Origin of the sequence: Pseudomonas sp. D4002, assembly GCF_013385665.1 — a bacterium.
Classification (GTDB): domain Bacteria; phylum Pseudomonadota; class Gammaproteobacteria; order Pseudomonadales; family Pseudomonadaceae; genus Aquipseudomonas.
Map to the genome: position 1 here is coordinate 47,374 of NZ_JACAPN010000042.1, position 17,825 is coordinate 65,198.

11 protein-coding genes and 1 pseudogene are annotated in these 17,825 nt (G+C 48.2%); 3 read left to right on the top strand and 9 right to left on the bottom strand.

Annotated elements, in window-relative coordinates; translation table 11 throughout:
• Positions 1 to 74 precede the first annotated feature (74 nt).
• Entirely contained in the window at positions 75 to 1,445 is a 1,371-nt protein-coding gene (locus HX824_RS25970; protein ID WP_177055378.1) for a hypothetical protein, read from the top strand.
• A 348-nt stretch (positions 1,446 to 1,793) separates the two neighbouring features.
• Here HX824_RS25970 and HX824_RS25975 read toward each other — a convergent pair whose 3' ends face one another.
• The 4 genes from HX824_RS25975 to HX824_RS25990 are packed head-to-tail and all read right to left on the bottom strand — an operon-like array spanning position 1,794 to position 7,552.
• On the bottom strand, positions 1,794 to 2,195 hold the full coding sequence (locus HX824_RS25975) for a hypothetical protein (protein WP_177055379.1): 402 nt from the start codon (positions 2,193 to 2,195) through the stop codon (positions 1,794 to 1,796).
• Complete coding sequence (locus tag HX824_RS25980; protein WP_177055382.1) at positions 2,195 to 4,156, bottom strand: hypothetical protein; 1,962 nt, start codon at positions 4,154 to 4,156, stop codon at positions 2,195 to 2,197. The genes HX824_RS25975 and HX824_RS25980 overlap by 1 nt, the downstream gene beginning before the upstream one ends.
• Complete coding sequence (locus tag HX824_RS25985) at positions 4,156 to 6,087, bottom strand: hypothetical protein (RefSeq protein ID WP_177055384.1); 1,932 nt, start codon at positions 6,085 to 6,087, stop codon at positions 4,156 to 4,158. Before HX824_RS25985 ends, HX824_RS25980 begins: the two co-directional genes overlap by 1 nt.
• The gene (locus tag HX824_RS25990; protein ID WP_177055386.1) at positions 6,044 to 7,552 is read right to left on the bottom strand and encodes a site-specific integrase; all 1,509 of its coding nucleotides are present in this window, start codon (positions 7,550 to 7,552) and stop codon (positions 6,044 to 6,046) included. Before HX824_RS25990 ends, HX824_RS25985 begins: the two co-directional genes overlap by 44 nt.
• Before the next feature lie 833 nt (positions 7,553 to 8,385).
• On the opposite strand from HX824_RS25990, the pseudogene HX824_RS32695 reads away from it, so the two are divergent.
• A pseudogene (locus HX824_RS32695) lies at positions 8,386 to 8,589 on the top strand (hypothetical protein); the annotation flags it as partial.
• A 254-nt stretch (positions 8,590 to 8,843) separates the two neighbouring features.
• Complete coding sequence (locus tag HX824_RS26000; RefSeq protein ID WP_177055390.1) at positions 8,844 to 9,911, top strand: hypothetical protein; 1,068 nt, start codon at positions 8,844 to 8,846, stop codon at positions 9,909 to 9,911.
• Here HX824_RS26000 and HX824_RS26005 read toward each other — a convergent pair.
• The 5 genes from HX824_RS26005 to HX824_RS26025 form a co-directional block, all read right to left on the bottom strand.
• Positions 9,903 to 10,478 carry a sce7726 family protein gene (locus HX824_RS26005; protein ID WP_177055392.1) on the bottom strand — a complete coding sequence of 192 codons (576 nt, stop codon included), beginning with the start codon at positions 10,476 to 10,478 and terminating at the stop codon, positions 9,903 to 9,905. The genes HX824_RS26000 and HX824_RS26005 overlap by 9 nt on opposite strands.
• Positions 10,479 to 10,894: 416 nt before the next feature.
• Positions 10,895 to 14,122 carry a hypothetical protein gene (locus HX824_RS26010; protein WP_177055394.1) on the bottom strand — a complete coding sequence of 1,076 codons (3,228 nt, stop codon included), beginning with the start codon at positions 14,120 to 14,122 and terminating at the stop codon, positions 10,895 to 10,897.
• A gap of 184 nt (positions 14,123 to 14,306) precedes the next feature.
• On the bottom strand, positions 14,307 to 15,020 hold the full coding sequence (locus HX824_RS26015) for a hypothetical protein (RefSeq protein ID WP_177055396.1): 714 nt from the start codon (positions 15,018 to 15,020) through the stop codon (positions 14,307 to 14,309).
• Between the two features lie 542 nt (positions 15,021 to 15,562).
• On the bottom strand, positions 15,563 to 17,059 hold the full coding sequence (locus HX824_RS26020) for an SIR2 family protein (RefSeq protein WP_177055512.1): 1,497 nt from the start codon (positions 17,057 to 17,059) through the stop codon (positions 15,563 to 15,565).
• Positions 17,060 to 17,404: 345 nt separating this feature from the next.
• Complete coding sequence (locus HX824_RS26025) at positions 17,405 to 17,815, bottom strand: hypothetical protein (protein WP_177055398.1); 411 nt, start codon at positions 17,813 to 17,815, stop codon at positions 17,405 to 17,407.
• Positions 17,816 to 17,825 lie beyond the last annotated feature (10 nt).

Here is a 17,825-nt window from a genome sequence, read left to right on the forward strand (position 1 = left end):
ACCCGAACATCATCAAGGCCAGGCAGCAACTGATACAATCGCCCTTGCCTTCCATCACGAGCACATGAGACATAATGAAAGTCACGCCGGGAAAAAAGTTCACGCTGTGCTCGCCTGATGAACTGGGAAGTCTTGACTACACCACGAGCGTCATCCTTCTAAATGCCTATTCCGCTCAAGATAGGAAACTGATCCGATCCGCACTCAAGCCTGGCCTCAGAAAAAACAAACTCACGCCATCCGAAAAGGATGCCTACAACCTGTGCATCCATGAGTACACGCACTACCTTGACTTGACAACTACGGTATGGGGCACAGAATTTCTCTATCGCCGGACTGCCGCGCTACCGAAGCTTTCGGCTCAGGGAAAATCGGCGGCCTCAGTCGTCATGCTAAACATCACCGAGATCATGATGCATGAGGTATTCAACCAAGTTCATCACCAAGCCAAGCTGGAAAATTTGGTAACAAAACACCGCCTGCACCATTGCGAAACCTATGGCTCGCTAGTCATCGTATTGTTGTACAAAGGTGGGGAATTGATTGCGGAAACGGCCTTCAGCATGCTTTCAGTGCTCGAAGCCAATGCCATTGCGAGTGAATACGAGGGAGAGTACAAATGGGTGGCCTGCAGGTTGGGTGGTCTCGACCGTTTCCAAGAAAGCAGAATCGATGCCAAGTTCAAGAACTTGCTTGAAGACAGCGGCAGACTTGAATACAACATCGCCCACATCCTCATCGCCATTCACTTCCCGAACCTCACAGTTCGCCACAGACTCAAGCTCGCTGCCACGCTTTGCCACCTAGCGCTGGACATGTCGAGTCTCAACCTTGCAATGCTGGCCAACGTAATCAATGACTTCGTCATTAACAAATGGTTGGGGGACGCACTCTGCAACGATTTGTGCAGAGGTATGTCACGCCACGTAGTGGTGTTCTACTTCATACTCATGCTTTATGGATACACCAACGAAATCGGCTTGCCTGCCGAACAGCTTAGCGAGCGCATTGAGACCTCAGGCCGCCAACTGATTGATGACATGCTGCTGCACTGGGGAGTGGAGTACCCGCTCTCTGAGGGTTTGAGCGACCGCGAATTCCAATTCTGCATCAAATCCATTAGAAAAGAGTGCGGGAAAGAGCGCGGAAAATTCATGCTTCCAGGATCACTGCGGGCCGCGACCTACAACAGGAAGATCCGCAAGACTAGCCTCTCGACAAGCCAGGCATTTCGGCGTTTTAAACTGCCAGACCTTCTCTTGGATGATACCACCAGGGTACGCGCACTTTCTCGAATACGCGCCAACGTGCTGCGTCACTGGGACGTTATGTACGATGAGTGCAACGCACTTGATCATCTCGTGACCGACTCAGAAGCCATGAGAAAGTTTCATATGAAACCAGGGGCATATGGCCCCATGCAACTGCGGCGTGAGAATGGGTGACCTGCTTTAACGTAGTTGGGCCGACATACTCAGGATTGGTGGAGAGGTTTGATCGCCGGCAAGACTTGGGCTGAAGTCATACCGCAGCTCCTTGGGTGCTGAAAACAGCGTGGTGCGATAGCCCAGCCAAGACCAAGTGTGTTTTGTTGGCGCCTAACGCAAGCATTTACGGACTTGGATCAGCACCGATTCACACAGCGCATCTACTGGCGGCTGCAATTGCACGCCGGTTCAACTCGACCTATTCGTAACAAACCTTCGCTCTTCAATGGCACAGCATTCTGCTTAGCGGCAATCCTTCGAAGGCGGAATGGACGGGCAACCTTCCGTGAATTTAGGGCAATCCGATCATGACGGGGAATTTGAGTAGATTAGACGCGGTTTTTTTCTGAGTTCTAATTGCTGCTCAAGCTTACTTATATAGTCTATCAACAATATCTCTCTATTCAGCGCTGACTCATATTTCTTCTTCCACTCTTTGATTTCTTCATTTTTCTTACGGCTTACTTCCCTTAATGAATATTGGGTTGCTTTTTTTGGCTTCGCTGCGCACACCGCCATGTTTTCACTTATGCGAGCCCGAATCTCCTCATGTTGCTTCCTATTTGCCTTCAGGTATCCTCGTTTGAAACCAGCCTCCAAACAGACAAGGTCATATGAAAGATAATCATCCCGACTGACGGTTAAAGGTTCACCAGCTAAAATACGCCACAGTGCTGCCCACAACTTTACCAAACCCGCCTCTGCCATCACGCCACCCTCAACTTATCAGCGAACTCTTTGAGTTCATTTAACGTATTGTTTTCGAATTGAAACTCGGCCCGGCTCTCCAGACGCTGAACAACCTTTTCCTGAATTGCAATCAATCTAATTAGCTTAGTTTGAATGACTGCCGAATTCGAACAACCATCACATCCAATAAAACTCACCGAAATCCGTTTCTCGCATACGCCGTTCAGCGTGCAGCCTCCGACAGGCGTAGGACGATAGAAGATTTGTCCCTTCTTCATTTTTGATAAAGTATCTTCCAAACTTTCCGCATAACCAATCGACTTGAGAAGAGGCTTTGAATTACGCTCAATCCATGTACCAGCCGGCCCTTTAAGCACCTCGTCAGGAATGATTAACTCCTTTACATATTGAAATGAGCGGACGAACAGCTCGCTCTCTTGATACCGCCTAATCCAAGCATCCTTATCGCCATCGTTTCTTTTAAGAATATTGAATGCGTAAATAGAACCTTTAGCGTAATAACGCGACATAGCCAAAGTCAGATGCTTAAGCATTTCCTTCAAGGCGGCCAAACTAACCAGACCACTAGCCATGGCATATACGGCAGTTGAGCGTCTAAGCTGATGAATTTTAAGTGGCCACTGGCTGCCCAATTGAAAATCATCTTCTGACTCCCAGACTCTGAAAGGATTCAGGGTTCTGAGCTCATCTATATGATCTTCTCGAATTGCAACGGGTGAAAAATGCATTTGATACTTGGACGGCTCATAGTTACCACATATTGGTGAATTTGAGGTTAGAGTAGATAATTTCGCACGTGAACTCGAGAATGGAAAGTAGCTAGTTGAAACAAAAAGATATTGTCGTTCCACGTCGACATTATTACATTTCATTATATTTTTGCAGATATATGAAGCAGCCTCAAAAGGAGCCTCAACATCAACTGACGTATACCAAATTACGCGCTTCCTGACCCCGCGAAATTTAGTAGTAAACCCATAAAGCCCTCGAGCGACAACTACGCCACCGTTCATTTTGTGCTTGAGGGATGTCAATGTAAGACTATAGGCTTCGGATTTCCTCATACCTGTGAAAGCATAGATAAGCATGATGGAGGCGTAATACACAGATCCAAAATGACGCTGGAGTTCAATCACCGAGGTAACGGAATACTTCTTGGCATACTCCACCAAACCAACCGCCTCAAGCGCCTCTTCGAAGGTTACCGACTTACCACGATGCCTTTTACCATCGCGAGCATAGTGCTCATTTGCGCAAATACTTAAAGTGAGTTGTAGAAGCTTCTCTTTGGCGGCCAAGTAGTCTTTAACAACTTCCTTATACTTGAGCAGCAAATCCAAGTAAATTGCCGTAGGAATAATCTCTGTCTGATGAAATTCACGAGCAGCATCGCCGCTCGGGGAGCGCTCCATCACAAATGGAATTAACCCGGGCCGGAACCCGACATAACGAATAGGCATTGAGCTCAACTTAACCACCAAATCGTACAACCCAGATGAGCTTGCCGGAGCGTTTTTATAATATAACTCATACGCCTCCGCCAGCTTATCGGAATCAGAGAGCACTTCAAACAAGCTAGATCGACTCTCAAGACAAGCACGTCTAACGTGCTGAAGCGCAAGGTTGTAGCGGTTCATTGAGGCAATTCCGAGTGGCTCACCCGGTGATTTGTAAGCGTGGCGATCCAAAGCCAGTAAGATGCTTTTAGATTGCTTAAGATTGCTCATTGCTAGTGGGCTATCGGGCTCATTTTTGTAGGCCAAAGCGATATGATTACTTTTGTTTGCTGCAACTCCGCGACTGAAAAAACACCATTTATTATCACTGAATATGACTTTTTCCCCGCCAGGGCTTATCGCGACTACATAATCATCATCTGGCATATACCAACTAGCACTATCGGCTCGCCAAGGTGAAGCTGTAATATCTAAATACTCAACCAAGCTGAGTCTCGCCATTAAAGAGCCCCTATTTCAACCAAAACATTAAGTTTCGCCTGCCAATAATGTGTCAATGCTTCATCTCGATAAACAGCATTGCGTAACTTGGGAACCTCGAGCATTAGCACATCGTTAGATCTCTGAAGCATGCCAAGCAGCCACGTGATCCTTGCCAACGTCGGGCCATAGATCATCTCAAACTCAAAGGAATCTTGTTGAATTGCTTCAAGTTGGGCAATCAGATATTCCATACTGATCAGCTTTGCAGCATCGATTAAATCAAGATGCAAAATGTAATGCTCACAAAACAGACAGCCTATAAAATTCTTACAGTCCGGAATGACTCCGGCCCGACTATTGATCTGCGCTGCATTGATCAAGTCACCCGTGCAACCTCCTGCTTGAGTGTCCAAATGCTCTTCGACGGCTTTACCGAGACCCGAGAAGTACATCACCCCCTCGGAAATGACCACATCCTCGTTACCTGCGGTATAACTCTGTATTGCAGTGGCTTCCGTATGCTGCGCTGAGTAAGCAGCGATAGATAAGCCATGCTCAGCACTTTTGGAATGGTGGTGATAAACACGAAGCTCACGATAACCGACACCTTGCAAGGTGGGATTTACCACCCTTCGCAGTGTCTTCAATAGCTTCCCCGCAGGGTTATCCCCCACCTGCAAAGGAGTGCCGTTTGGGTCAAATGTTCCAAAAAGGTACTTAAATCCTTCAACGCAGGGCAAAAATTGCCTAAGTTCAAAGTAATCACGCAATCGTTTTAGAAATCGAACACCGAAGACTACATCGACTGCCTTATTTTTAGCACGTCGCTTGATAGATCTCAGTCTTTGTACTTCAACTTCAACACTTAAAGCGTCGTCCCATAATATGTTCGCTGCTACTGATAAGTTTGCATTGGTATTTAAAACAAAAATAAATAGGAAACAATCATGCGCAAGGATCGCCAAGCGATGCAAGTCGAGATCAGCAAACGTTAGTGGTAATCCTAGAAATTCTGACCTGTTTGTGACATCCTCATTTCTTAGAGACTCGCCAGATAGCAGGCGCTCAACGACAATTGCTATTGCCTCGGATCTGTTCATCCGACCAGCGCTGTCTTCTATAAGCTTTAATGCATGAGTTCTAATCACGGTGAGAATAACCCCCCGAGAGTTCTTTTTTTGATTCTCAAAAATCGCCGTTTCAGAGATCAGAGGGTAGTAAGTTGGTATGAACCAATAACGCTCTTGGTGCTTCTCTACAACCTTTGGTTCTTTTCTGGAACCTGTCAAGAAATTTAGAACCTCCTTGAATATCGCATCAACAACGCGATATAAAGGAAATAATTTTTCCTCGTCTGGGACACGCGTATTTTCCTGCTCATCTTTACTATAGCCAGGAAATTTCACTCCAATTCTGAAATTTAACGACGCATCAGGAAAAATTTCGTAGCCAACAGACATAACAACTACAAGTTTCCGATTAGCCCTATTACCTCGACCAGTCGCGGCAACTTCAAAGTCTAACTTGTATGAATATTTCACTAACGCTCTATGATAGTTTTCAGGGCTATCAAGGACATTTTCGCACTCATTAATATCGCAGAACTGAATAAAGCCTGCAAACATCGAATAAATTTCAATAATACCGGACGCCGCTAATTCATAGGCACTTTTATAAGAAAGCGAGCACGCGAGTAATCTCAAAGGCTCAAGTCTGGAAATTCGGAGTGATAAAGGTGCGATCCAGCGCCTCGTGAACGGACGCTTACTCGCTCGACATGAATACGCTAAATAGCCTATGGGCATTTTCCGAAGTCGAGCATAGTCAAGGATGTGCAATTCAAGTTGATGGGTAAACTTATAGTCTTCATCAAAATAAATTCCAAAATTTTCTTTGAGCTTTAGATCATAGATTCGTGGGTGAAATAGCTGCATTGTCTGAGTTGTCATTTAAGATATCACCAAGTGCGCTGTTCTCAAGTACAGCCTGTAATCTAGCCTCTATCCTTTCCTGAGCCACATAGGCAAGCTCTTCCATTTGTATGTCACCAATATACTTTTCCGCATCCTTGTGCGAGGACTGTCCAAGCCTTTCCATTACAAGAGTTACTAATGAACTCATCAACATATCACCCGCATTTACGCGCGCCAAATTGCCTCGAACTAAGTTATTGGCGTACGTTGATCGTAAATTGTGGAAGCGTACGCGCACTTGATACCCCATATCGCGTAGACGAGGATTCAATTGCTGCCGAATGAAAGCATCAACGGCCTTTCCGACCGGAACTGCTTGATAGCTATTACGGTGAGGATCATTTTTTCTGGCGTAATAAGGCTGGCCGTCTTTTGTAATGAACACGTAGTCTTGGTCGCTTGAAGGAGCCATGCGATTTAGACGAGTCAGATAACGCGCCGATTTCATATATACGACAATTTGTTTAGAAAGCCAGCCTGGTATGTAAATATCGAATCGCTTTTGTTTTTTCGTATCGGCAGTAGATCTTAAGCCAACACGCACCACGAAGGGATCTTGGCTCGTATAAGAGTCAAAGGCAGATCGCTTCATAGTCAACACGGTTTGTTTTCGAGCTGAAGTAGTAAGCGACATAAAGAACGCTAAACTCATTTCAGTATTGTCAATTGCCTCTAATGCTTGCTCAATTGCGATCTGGCTGCTCTCATCATACGGTTGCAATTTACGGCGAGAACTCGCAGCCGAACTTTTCACAGCAAGGTCTGTTTTGCGAACTATTTTTATGCCCTCACGGCCATAACTGTTCGTAAATACAATTCGCGCCTCAGAAGCAATCCACATGGGACGTTCTGGCTTGAAATATTCTTCGCGCTCCGCCCATTCATAGAAACTCGTTATTTTTGAGATCTTTTCATTTGCACCACCCTCTGCGTCTGGATCCTCATCGACAACTCGCTTCCAATGATTTCTGTAAGCATACGTAGATCTCTTCGCTGTGCGCGTCGGAAAATCGAACATTCCTATCCCTTCCGCCCTCAGTACTTCCCAGAGGTCTTTGAGTGCCTGAGCGGTTTTATAAAGTGTGTTGTCATGAGGCTGTGGATATTTCTTAGCTAGGCTCATAATGTATAAATTTCCCAATACCCATGGAGAACCGTCCTCATGCACTAAGGCAGGAAAATGATTACAGTCACTGTTGTGGCATTCATGCAACGGTTCAAACGCTTGATTCACCTGATATTCCTCAAGCGTAATATGACCGCTGAATATTTCCTCACTGTCTTGTGCTGCGGACTGCGACCCGCTGCCTTTGCGCACTGGTTGCATCAAAGGAAAGAAGGGTATTTTCTTGACAAGCAAATCACCGACAGGACATTCATATTCCAGCACAAACTTCTCCCGCTGATGAATTTTTAATTTCTTAAATTTCGGAACCATCATTCAACAAGCGAAAATCCTAGCGAATAAAAAAATCTTTCTCAACACTTTTTATTTGGGCGTGAGCACACCTTAAGATTACGCAGCCGAGCCCAGCGCGACATTACCGCTAAATTGACATACACTAAAAAAGACAAATTTAAACCAATTTACGGCTAGCATTCAAACTAACCCCGCAGTAAGAGTTACAACTAGCACCAAAACTAGCAGAACAATCAAAATCAAAACTAACATGTCGAACTAACTAACACTAGAAACCAAACTAGAGAGACGATATTAGAGGTTAGCTTTTCTTCCTCAATAGTGAGTAAAAAAGCAAAATCATGATCTGTAGCATACTGACGTAACGTAGGATCGGGAGGCCCAAAACGATGGCAAGAGGTCGAATTTTTTGGGACGCAATCCTTCGATTAATTCAGCCCCTAACGTGGATACCCTCGGTGTGCATCGGCTGCTTGTTGGCCCCGGATGCAGCGGCAGATGCAGCACTATCGATGCAATCGTTTTTTGCGTGGGGCGCGCGGCGAAAATGATCTGCTCATTTGGACATCCTATGAACATTCAGAAACGTATATTCGCCTTCTATTTATCCAAAAGACCTCGTGCCATACGGCTGGCTCTATTTGATCCGTTGATCTTGAGGCGACCTGCGCCGAGGTGACATCTAAGACCGCTTTCAGTCTTATCCGATCAGATGAAAACGATCGAAATTGGCCTAGTGGTGATAGATCTGGGAACCCTCGAGATCGTGGATGAGTGCCAGCGTTTCGTCCGACCTCAAACCAATCCTGTCCTCACCGATTTCTGCAGACAACTCACATCCATGCAACATGCGGACGTGGATATCCAAGAACCACGATCGGATAGTGGTGCTTCCGTACATCAAAGAAAACGGAGAGCGTGTTCAAGGTCACACCAAGAACTCCGCACACGACGGGAAGGCACTACCACGGCATCCTGACCATTACGTCACCCTCCCTTTTGAGATCCTGGACGGTGATCTCATGATCGGACTATTTGGTGAGCTCCAATATGAGTAATGCACCGAGTAGTCGGACATAGGCATACAGCGCATCCTAAAAAAACAACGCTTCAAGGCTTTTATCGAATAGCCAAGTGCTATCGTAACAATCTCAATCTGCCGTCTCGCTGGGAGCATGACGTCGGCCAGTGGCAGTGCAGCACGCACAGATATGTTCCGCATGTCGACGCTCGCTGAACGCCGGGGCCCTCAACTCGCTATGCATTTAGCATCACGGCGAAGCCGTTTTTCACAGCATGCAAGGAGTGCAAGATGCAATACGTGGCTTGTTTACGAGTTGGTCAGAACGATGTTAAGGCTTTGATAAATCTGGAAGACTTCAGGCGGGACGTGGTTGCGCCATTGCTGGACATGCGAGGTGACGAGGACAGACACCTACAAACATTCCTGACGAACTGGACTGAACATCCTTTCTTCTTGGACGTTTCAAGAGTAACGAAGGACGTTACTGAAGCCTTTATTACTACCAATGCCCTGCACAATCCTCATGGCGCGTTTGAGAACAAACGTCGCTTCTTCTCCGATGTGGCCGGCATCAACCAGAACGTTATACCAGTGGTTTCCTGGGTTGATGACGACCCCCAACGAGCAGTCATCCAAAGTGCTCTCGCTCTTCAGGGCGATTTCCCCCATATAGCCATCAGGGTCACCTGCCCAGAGAACCCCACTGCGACTTCATGGAGCAGATTGCTATCGATCCTGGATGCTCTTGAAAGCCCGGACACCGCGACGGTGATTTTGGACTTCGGCGCCACAGCTCCGGCCAATACTGCCTCAGGGTCGGATTTCAATGTATCCCTGCGTCAACTCAACAGCTATCAGATACGGAATTTGGTTCTAATGAGCACCTCCTTCCCTATCGATAAGCCTGCCTCAAATACCTCCCGTTCCTCCGCCTGTTACGACGTTGCGTGGCAAGCAAGGGTCGATACTAGTGGCATAGCTTCGGATATTGTCTACGGGGATTACGCCGCCACCAATCCAACCGCCTCGATGGAATACATACGAGGGATGCCTGTGCTTCCTTTTGCCTGCTACTACACGCCAACGGAATGGTGGCAACGACGCAAAGGTTCGGATAAGGAATTTGTGCGATACATTGAAATCGCCCAAGAAATCAGAGGGCTGCCGGGTTACCACGGTGATGATTTTTGCTGGGCCACTCGTGAGTACAGCAGAATTGTCGCCACATCCACCGGCTACGGAAACAACGGTACATGGAATGGGTACAGAATTAATCAGCATATCTGCGCCATGATCGAGTCCATCGTAGCTACGGATAACAGCTTCGATGATTTTGATGCCGACGACTTACTCTAGCGAGCGATAGCGTTGTTTCAAGCTTGCTAGTACATGTGATCTGATCACGCTCATGGGGAGGGCGTCGCATAGCTGGCGACGCACCTCTTTTATGAGGTCACGACTTTTCGTTGGCACCCCATTCTGGCTCGCGAGTGCGTCCAACTCGCTACGCCACAAGAATCCCGTAAGGTGAAATTTATCCTGGAGCTTGTTGGGCTTGGCCTTTCGAATCATCGCCATGCCGGAATAGTCATCGACGACGAGTACGCCAACATGCGGAAGACACGACTCAAGAGCCTTCACCAAGTGCTTGGAATGGCAACATAGCCAGACTTCGTCAAAGCACGCCATATAGGCCTGCTGCTGGCCTTCCCAGCGTGCCAAGGTGTCAGCATGAGATTTGATTTCGAAAGCGGTTAGCTTTCCATTGGCATGAACGAGGTCGGCGCGTCTGGCCTTATCGATGAAGCACAGTTCCTCGATGAAGACGTCACTCTCTTCATGGCACATCGCTTTCGCGACCCACTGTTTGAGAATTGGGCGGATTTCGGTTGGATTCAACATGCGCGGATTATAGACAGACAATTGAGGCTTCTCACGCTAAAAAGCGCCCAGTCGTCGATCACCACGGGGCCCGCACCAGCGTGATATCTGTCCGGCACGGGGTGAAGACGATGACGCAAAGCCAAGCCTGCGCTAGGTCATTCCTGGCTTGACCACCTTCCCCCTGGCCGACCTCAGCACCTTTCTCTTGTGAAGGATTTTGGAAGGGCAGCTTCCAGAAAGTGCAGCGGTAGTCGCCTAAGTCTCTGCAGCGCTGGCCTGGCAGGGCAAATGTGACTGGGCTATGCCGCTGCAATCACCATCGTTGCGGAAGGAATCTCGGCTGGAACACAGCTCTGATCTTCAGGCATTTCCCTAGCGGGGCAGCCAATCCTGCTGATCCCCCTTCGTCTTGACCGCGATGGGTTTTCGCTTGGCTTAGGCCGCGAGTATGACCTTTACCTGTTTTCAAATGAACGAAGCTTCGCCAGCGCACGGCTGATTGGAGGATTTTCCACGCCTGCCGGAACAAAGATATCGTCGTCAGGCTTGATCGCCGAAATCTCCTGGTCGTTTTCATCGATCTCCCAAGCATACATGACAACGACGCCAGAAGTTATCAAATGGCTAACGAGCTTGCCCTTGGAATTCACTGTAGCGACATGACACTTCTTGTGTACTTCGTAATCCTTCAAAAATCTGTCAATATTTTCAGAGGAACTTGGCGTCATAGTATGTAGTCTAGACAGTCCCGCTTGGACTCTCAAAGACCCATCTTCAGATCGATCAAGATCACTTGTAACCGCCACGCGATAATGCGCGGGATTCTGACTGTCAATGCCCCGTATTAATGCGATGCGCAACGTATTGTTGGAATCTTTGTCTGCGATAGTTTTTGCGATATTCTCGAATATCTTATGTCCGATAGCGGCATTCTCGAAGCCGAATATCAGCACTGGAATTTCGCCTTCGCATGTCTGAAAGCCTAAACCCCTCCAGCCCGCTTGACTCCACAGGCTTTCTTGGATGATAGAAACAACTTTAAGCTCTCTATGCTTCATTGTTGAAAACTGAAACGGATGTTTTGGACGCTCCTCAGGCTCATCAGATTTAGAGGGCCAGTCCATAGGTTCTACATTGTGGTGCTCATGCCAAGTTACGCGCCGAGTTGGCTTGTAAAATTCTAAGGCATCATCCTGATGAGACTCGATGCTTGGGACAGCATTACGCCCCATAAAATAGCTGTCCAATCCAATATTACAATTGAAGACAACTGATCGCTCCAAGGCCTTGTCTTCCCGAAGCATCTCTTCGATTTTCGACCAGCTTATTTGAGGGCAAATAATGGACACAAAGTGAAGGCAGAATTCACTGTAAAATTGCCTGATCGCATCTCGTTGTTCATCGGTCAAACTAGCAATGCTGAACGGTGAACAGAGGATCTCAGCAGAGGTCACCTGCGCAGCGGTGTCGAAGCTGTGCTGCAGTATGAAGCCATCCTCATCTTCCAATAAGATATCAATGTTCACGGCGGGCACTGTAGCCGTTGCATGATCTGCCATCATCGGTGCGCAGAAGCTCTCCAGCACAGCCAGCAATTGCTGCGCTAACTCAATGCATGGAGATTTTACCGGGAAGGACACAGACACCTTACAACCCAGAATACAGGAGCTTATGGTTGTCCAGCGATCCAGATAAAGGTCGAGCGGGGCCACCGGAGCGCCCATATCGATACTGCGCCACATGTTCATAAGGTGAAAATCAATTGGCTCACCCTCAGGCCCCGCTTTATCTTCATGTCCTAAGCATACCAATAGCGCATCTGCACTGAGCCCTAGATCCAACTGATTCAGCTTGTCCGGCAGCCAGGCTATTCTTTCAACGTCTGAAAAATCAGCATTGAGAAATAGCTGACCAATCAGAACCTCATAATTCATTTTCTGATTTTCTGTCCACAGCTTTTCATCCACCGCTTGAGAGACAAGTTGAGCTAAGTGGTACCAAGTCAAAGACTGACTCACACGACCTAGTTGACCTTCGATCCACATGAGTCGTTGGTAAATAGCAGCTTGCTTAGAACTGCTTCGCTGTTCCTTCAGTGCGTCAGAGGTGATCACATAAGCTGCCATCAGCGCTGCTCCGCGCGCAGCCCACAGCAGGCCCTGCTTATCGTATGCATGGGACAACATATAAAGGGCAGCGAAGACTTCCGCCTTGCTTTCACTGCTATACAGCCCAGACAGGGATAACCCGAAGCACTTGATCGCCCTGTAGTAATCCTGTTTATCGCTGCTCAGCGCTCCTCGTCTCAGGTACTTATCTGCCTTTATCCGGCTATTTTCCCGTTCACCCGCATCATCAATGAGCTTATCCATGAGATCTTCGTAGGCCTTGAGATCTCCAAAGGCCACGTCGAGTTCTTCGAGCAAGTTGACGAGACGAGCCATAGGGTAGCCAATCAGCTTATGAGCACTATCAGCGATTTCGCTCAAAGAACGGAAGGTGTTAGTGGCTTGCTCCTCATTTTCGGCAACAAGCAGATCCAGAAGCGCCAGAGAGGTCTTGGCTTGTAATGCGCCGCTTATCATGTCCGAGTTGTCGGCTATCGAGTTCAGCTTCTCTCGAATGGTGGCCTCGATGGAGTCCATATCAAGGGTACACTTACCGTCTCGATGAGTGGTGATCACCAGATTGAACAACGTTACGACTTTTTCCCACACCTCAACATTGTCGGTCTCTCGGGCCACGCCGAGCGCTTTCTCAAAGGTTTCCTCAAAGAGAGCGGCATTTTCCAGCCACCAGTACGCGGCCCAAGTTAGCTGGTAAAGGGCGTCGAAATGCTGTCTCTGGGTACCAAACTTTTTCGCTGTCCGCACAGCAATATTGAACTGGTGCTCCACAGCAACGGCATCATGTTCCAGCTCTTTGTAAATGATGGCCCGCTTGGTGTAGAGGTCGACCTGGGAGAGCGTCAGATGGCCCGGATCTTCAATCTGTTCGATCCGGCGTTCGATCTCTGTGAGCTGAATTTTCTTGTCAGCGTCGAATGGGCCGATCTGAATTTTGCTTTCAATGCTGCCTGTAAGACCTAGGTGATCGATGGCGAGTTGCTGATTCTTAGGCTGCAGTGTTTTATCAAGCAGCCAAGTACGATCGAGGATTGTGACCTTGACGCCATACTTTTCGGAAAGCTCGTCTTGAAGCTCTGCTCTGGAGCTGTTCTTGATGAAACGGCTGGTGACACAGAAGATTTGAACGTAGCCACGCCCTGTCGACATGATGCTCTCGACGTCCTTTCTGCATTTTGCCCTCCAATCTTTCTGGGTGCTGACACCGAATGCCCATCGCTCGGACTCCGGGGCCTCGTTTAATCCCCAGAAAAAGGCGATTTGGCTGGCTACAGGATACGTCTCGGTATCGGTTTTACCGTCCCCACCCGCAGTAGGGCCGGTCTGGGCAACTAGGTTGGGGCAAATTTCTCGCTCACAAAGCTTCCGTACGAATATCTCGAACTCAAGCTCTTGGCTTCGATTGTTCAGGGTCTCGAAGTGATACTCCAGCATGGAGCGATCAATAGTCGACTCCTGTAGCTTTAAAGAGTCCGAGAACTGCTCCGGACGTCTCGCTCGCAGAAAGTCTTGCGGCTTGGGAGCAGTTATCTTGGTAGCCGATTGTTCCTTTTCCATCGTCCACTCCTGAAATGACCACTGGCACTGCCCGGCTACGATCAACGCTCTGGCCCTAGGTTAATGCAGGGCTCGACGTCATCGTGATGGTGTGCGGTACACGATGCATGGGAACGTCTGCGCACACTGGGTGAGCGGACGGTCGTATACACCAGCCCCTACCGAGGCTGATGCTTACTCGAATTTATAGTGCTGGCATCTCGGCCTGCCAAAAATTGCAGCTGAAGTTATTCAAGCCCCCACCGTAGGGACTAGGTCTCACCGCGAACACCTCAGGCACAGCATCACCGTCACCACCATCGCGGAAGAACCCCCTCATAGAGAAGAGGGCCTGAGCCTTCAAGCGCTCCCATTCTCGGTACCGACTGGCTTCGAGATCCCTCGCTACCTGCGCCTCGCTGGGTTTGCGCTTGGGCAGCGGCAAGGTATAACTGGGCTGAGGGGAGAAATCGTAGACGAACGTCAGGTGCCCGTACTTCCAGTCCGCAGACGGAGACGCTCGCCAGCGGAACGCCACGGGCACCGATAGCCGCTTGCTGAGATGGAAAGGCGGCCTGATCTGGTCTTCGATGAAGAACAGCTCCCCCTCTAGGCGCTCAGTTTCGAGCCGGCTCTTCATCTGCTGTACCGCATGAACGAGGTCACTGCCGGCGTGCAGCGCATCTTGCCGAGTTCGTTCGCGCTTGGCATGGGCCTTGGCCTTGCTGTACTCAGCGATCGCTTGTTGAAACGCATGAAGCTCGGTGCCTATATAGGGGCCACAGTCACTGAGCCCAAGGCCTTGAATCGGCCCTATTCGCTCTTCATCCAGGCACTTGCGCACTGCTGCCCGAAGCGCTGTTTCGTCGACGTCGCTGATTGCAGCCTGCTGATTACTGGGCAAGTTAATGTACGTCATACCCAAAACTATCCTTGTGTAATGGTGGCCTAGTTACAGGCTCATCTTAGCCCAGGGTTACTGGCAGGGTGACAACATACAGAATGGCTGCGGTGCGAGGCGAAGCTCCTTAAAGCCGGGCCAGCCTTGCGGCTAGCAGGCTCGTCCGATCAGATAGCAGGACTGTGGCTCTTTCCGCCTTATTTATAAACGATGATGGGCTAGCTGCGAGGCGCAGGCCCCCAGACACAGTGGAGCGCTGCCTGGGCCTCGTGGGGAGACCATGATGCAAGGCAGCTTAAACGAGATGCCGGCTTTTCTGCCCGCCCTTCCCTGCTCGAAGGCTTGCCCCATTTCAATCATAGGAAATGGCATTCCAGTTTATATGATGATCGACGTAAATCACCCGAGCAAACGGTGGAATCGTTGGGCTGGTTTGGATAGAACGGTGCTTTTCGAGCTTGCAGAATTCTGCGAGTTTGGAGATGAAAAATCTCCTTGTAGTTAGCACCTAGAATGCTGAAATCCGACACAAATAAGCGGAATTTTCAGAAAGTCCTAAGCTATGCCAATAATCTTCCTTTGCGAATACGATTAAGGATTTCTGGTATCTCATTATAGTCTTCATACCAGATCACATTCACACCTAGCTCCTTCAGCAACTCCTCATTGAGACTATGGTGCCTATCCAGAAAGCGCTTCAATACTTCAGAGGGAATTTTTAACACTCGCCCTCGGTCATCCTTAAAAAACCTTTCCAGACTCAACCTCCGCATGAAAGCAAAATGCTTTGGTCTTTCCAATGATTTAGCGCTAATCTCGAGTAGTCGGCGTAAGTTAGGATCTGTCAAGGAGAGGCCTATCATGAGGCATACTGTATCCTTGAGATTGCTCAATTGCACTAGGTTTGACCAATGATATGCCTCACCGTAAATTTGGTGATATCCCTCCTCTGAAAAAACCATCGTAGTTCGATCAAGATTGGAATAAGCAGATCTGTCCTCCGGTAAAAAACCGTGCACATGATAGACAGGTAGCTCTTCAGCGCCGGGCATCTCAAATTCTTCAAATATGCTTTTGAAACCCAGACCTCGCTTAATTAAAGCGCGTTCGATTAGATCATCAAAATTATACGTCAGAATAGATCTAACCTTCGCCCCGATCCGCGTCGGCGTGCACAATCCAGCAATGGAGCTGATAAGCTGCGACTCAAGCTCTCGGTTTGGATCTCTAAGCTCGTAAAGCTGTTTAGTAATAGATTCGATGAAAATTGACTGCTCAGATTGTGAGCCAGAGGCCATACCTTTGCGAACGTAGCGCGCCAGCATCAAAGACGATGGCCCATCAACGCTTCTCAAGCGTTGGACGATCAGGGCGACCTGCTCTCTGCTGCTATCCCCCTCTCCGAGTTTTTCATCAGCAAGCATAGATACAAATAGTGAATTAAGAAGAGTATCCCAGTCAGGAAGCCCTGCACTACTAGAAACACCCGCTCCAAGCATCAATGAAAACCTACCGGACTGGTAATGTTCCGCTACAGCTTCAATAACAGTGTCACGCTCATCCCTCCAATACTTCGCATCCCTAGAAACAGCCTCTTTAAACCTGATTGAAAATAAATTCTCAATTAGAACCTCGACTGCAGCCTTGTGCTTATCAAGTAATATTTGAATTTTTTCAGCGCCCCATATGTATATTGGAGACGGAAGAAACTCGAGCTCTGGAGGAAGATATTTAGATTTTCCCTGTGAGTATTTCGGGGCAACAATCAAGAGACCATGATCAGTCCCTTGCCGGCGATGACTAAACTTACTCAAAAGTTTTTTAAACTTTTCCGAGTTCAGGGCGTACGTGACCTCTACTTCCAAAGGCTGTTTAAGATCGCCTATACCGTTCGGAGCAAAAGCGTCCATCGCCGAAAATTTATTATCTGGAATGGATATCGATTGACCACAGCTTTCCGCCTCTAGTGCCAGCAGGCGAATCAAAAAAGTTTCGAGAAGATAGTACCCTCCCGAACCATATGAAGATAATCTTTCTTCCAACCAATCCAAATTCATAATTATACCCGACACGTCCATGACCAGCGTTTTTCTTAAATACTACGAATCAGAAGCTACAAAGTCTTATTTAGCCATTGCCCCCAGAAAATACCACATTGTGCTTCTCCCCCTAGCTTTGTTGGCTCTGATGAAATTTTGACCCGAGTTGCCGAACTCGATTGCCACCCTAATGTACTGTAGCGATGGACTTGCTCGATCCCTCAGAGGCTTCAGACGGGTCATTCAAAATCAGCCACTTGGGTCAAAATCGTATCGGCACCAACAAACCCATCACTGAAGCTAGTTTTTGCCTAGCGCACGCCTGATGAAACTTTGGTCGACGTAACCAATGAATTTTCAGGCCTACTCGTTATTCAGAAGGTGTTCAGCTAGCTCATCCATCCCCGCTCCGTCTGGGAAATCGAGAAGGGCAGAGATACGGTGTAGCGTCTGGATTGGAATGCCTATCTCCTCAAGCGCGTTCAGGCCTGCAGGAAGATGAAGGCTCTCAAAAGTCATTCGGGCGTAGCTGTAGTCAATTTTGGTCTGAATTCCATTCTTGATGGCGTGCAAGCGAACCTCATCTTCCAGTAGTCCAAGTACCTTCGGCATGGTGTAGCCGAAAGTATTGCTTAGAAGCTTCAGATCGTTGTTGTTCATGGTGGAAAGGTTGGGTCTCTCATCGACCTTGAGGCGTTGCTTGGCGTATTCAATCTGGCTTTTCAGATAAGCCGAGTAACTCTCTGCCTTCTTATAGCTCGTCAGCTTTGCCACCGCTATCATC

What these genes read in the sequence shown, in the direction of transcription:
- HX824_RS25970 (WP_177055378.1), top strand. Translation starts at nt 75, where the DNA reads ATGAAAGTCACGCCGGGAAAAAAGTTCACGCTGTGCTCGCCTGATGAA.
- HX824_RS25975 (WP_177055379.1), bottom strand. Translation starts at nt 2,195, where the DNA reads ATGGCAGAGGCGGGTTTGGTAAAGTTGTGGGCAGCACTGTGGCGTATT.
- HX824_RS25980 (WP_177055382.1), bottom strand. Translation starts at nt 4,156, where the DNA reads ATGGCGAGACTCAGCTTGGTTGAGTATTTAGATATTACAGCTTCACCT.
- HX824_RS25985 (WP_177055384.1), bottom strand. Translation starts at nt 6,087, where the DNA reads ATGACAACTCAGACAATGCAGCTATTTCACCCACGAATCTATGATCTA.
- HX824_RS25990 (WP_177055386.1), bottom strand. Translation starts at nt 7,552, where the DNA reads ATGATGGTTCCGAAATTTAAGAAATTAAAAATTCATCAGCGGGAGAAG.
- HX824_RS26000 (WP_177055390.1), top strand. Translation starts at nt 8,844, where the DNA reads ATGCAATACGTGGCTTGTTTACGAGTTGGTCAGAACGATGTTAAGGCT.
- HX824_RS26010 (WP_177055394.1), bottom strand. Translation starts at nt 14,122, where the DNA reads ATGGAAAAGGAACAATCGGCTACCAAGATAACTGCTCCCAAGCCGCAA.
- HX824_RS26015 (WP_177055396.1), bottom strand. Translation starts at nt 15,020, where the DNA reads ATGACGTACATTAACTTGCCCAGTAATCAGCAGGCTGCAATCAGCGAC.
- HX824_RS26020 (WP_177055512.1), bottom strand. Translation starts at nt 17,059, where the DNA reads ATGAATTTGGATTGGTTGGAAGAAAGATTATCTTCATATGGTTCGGGA.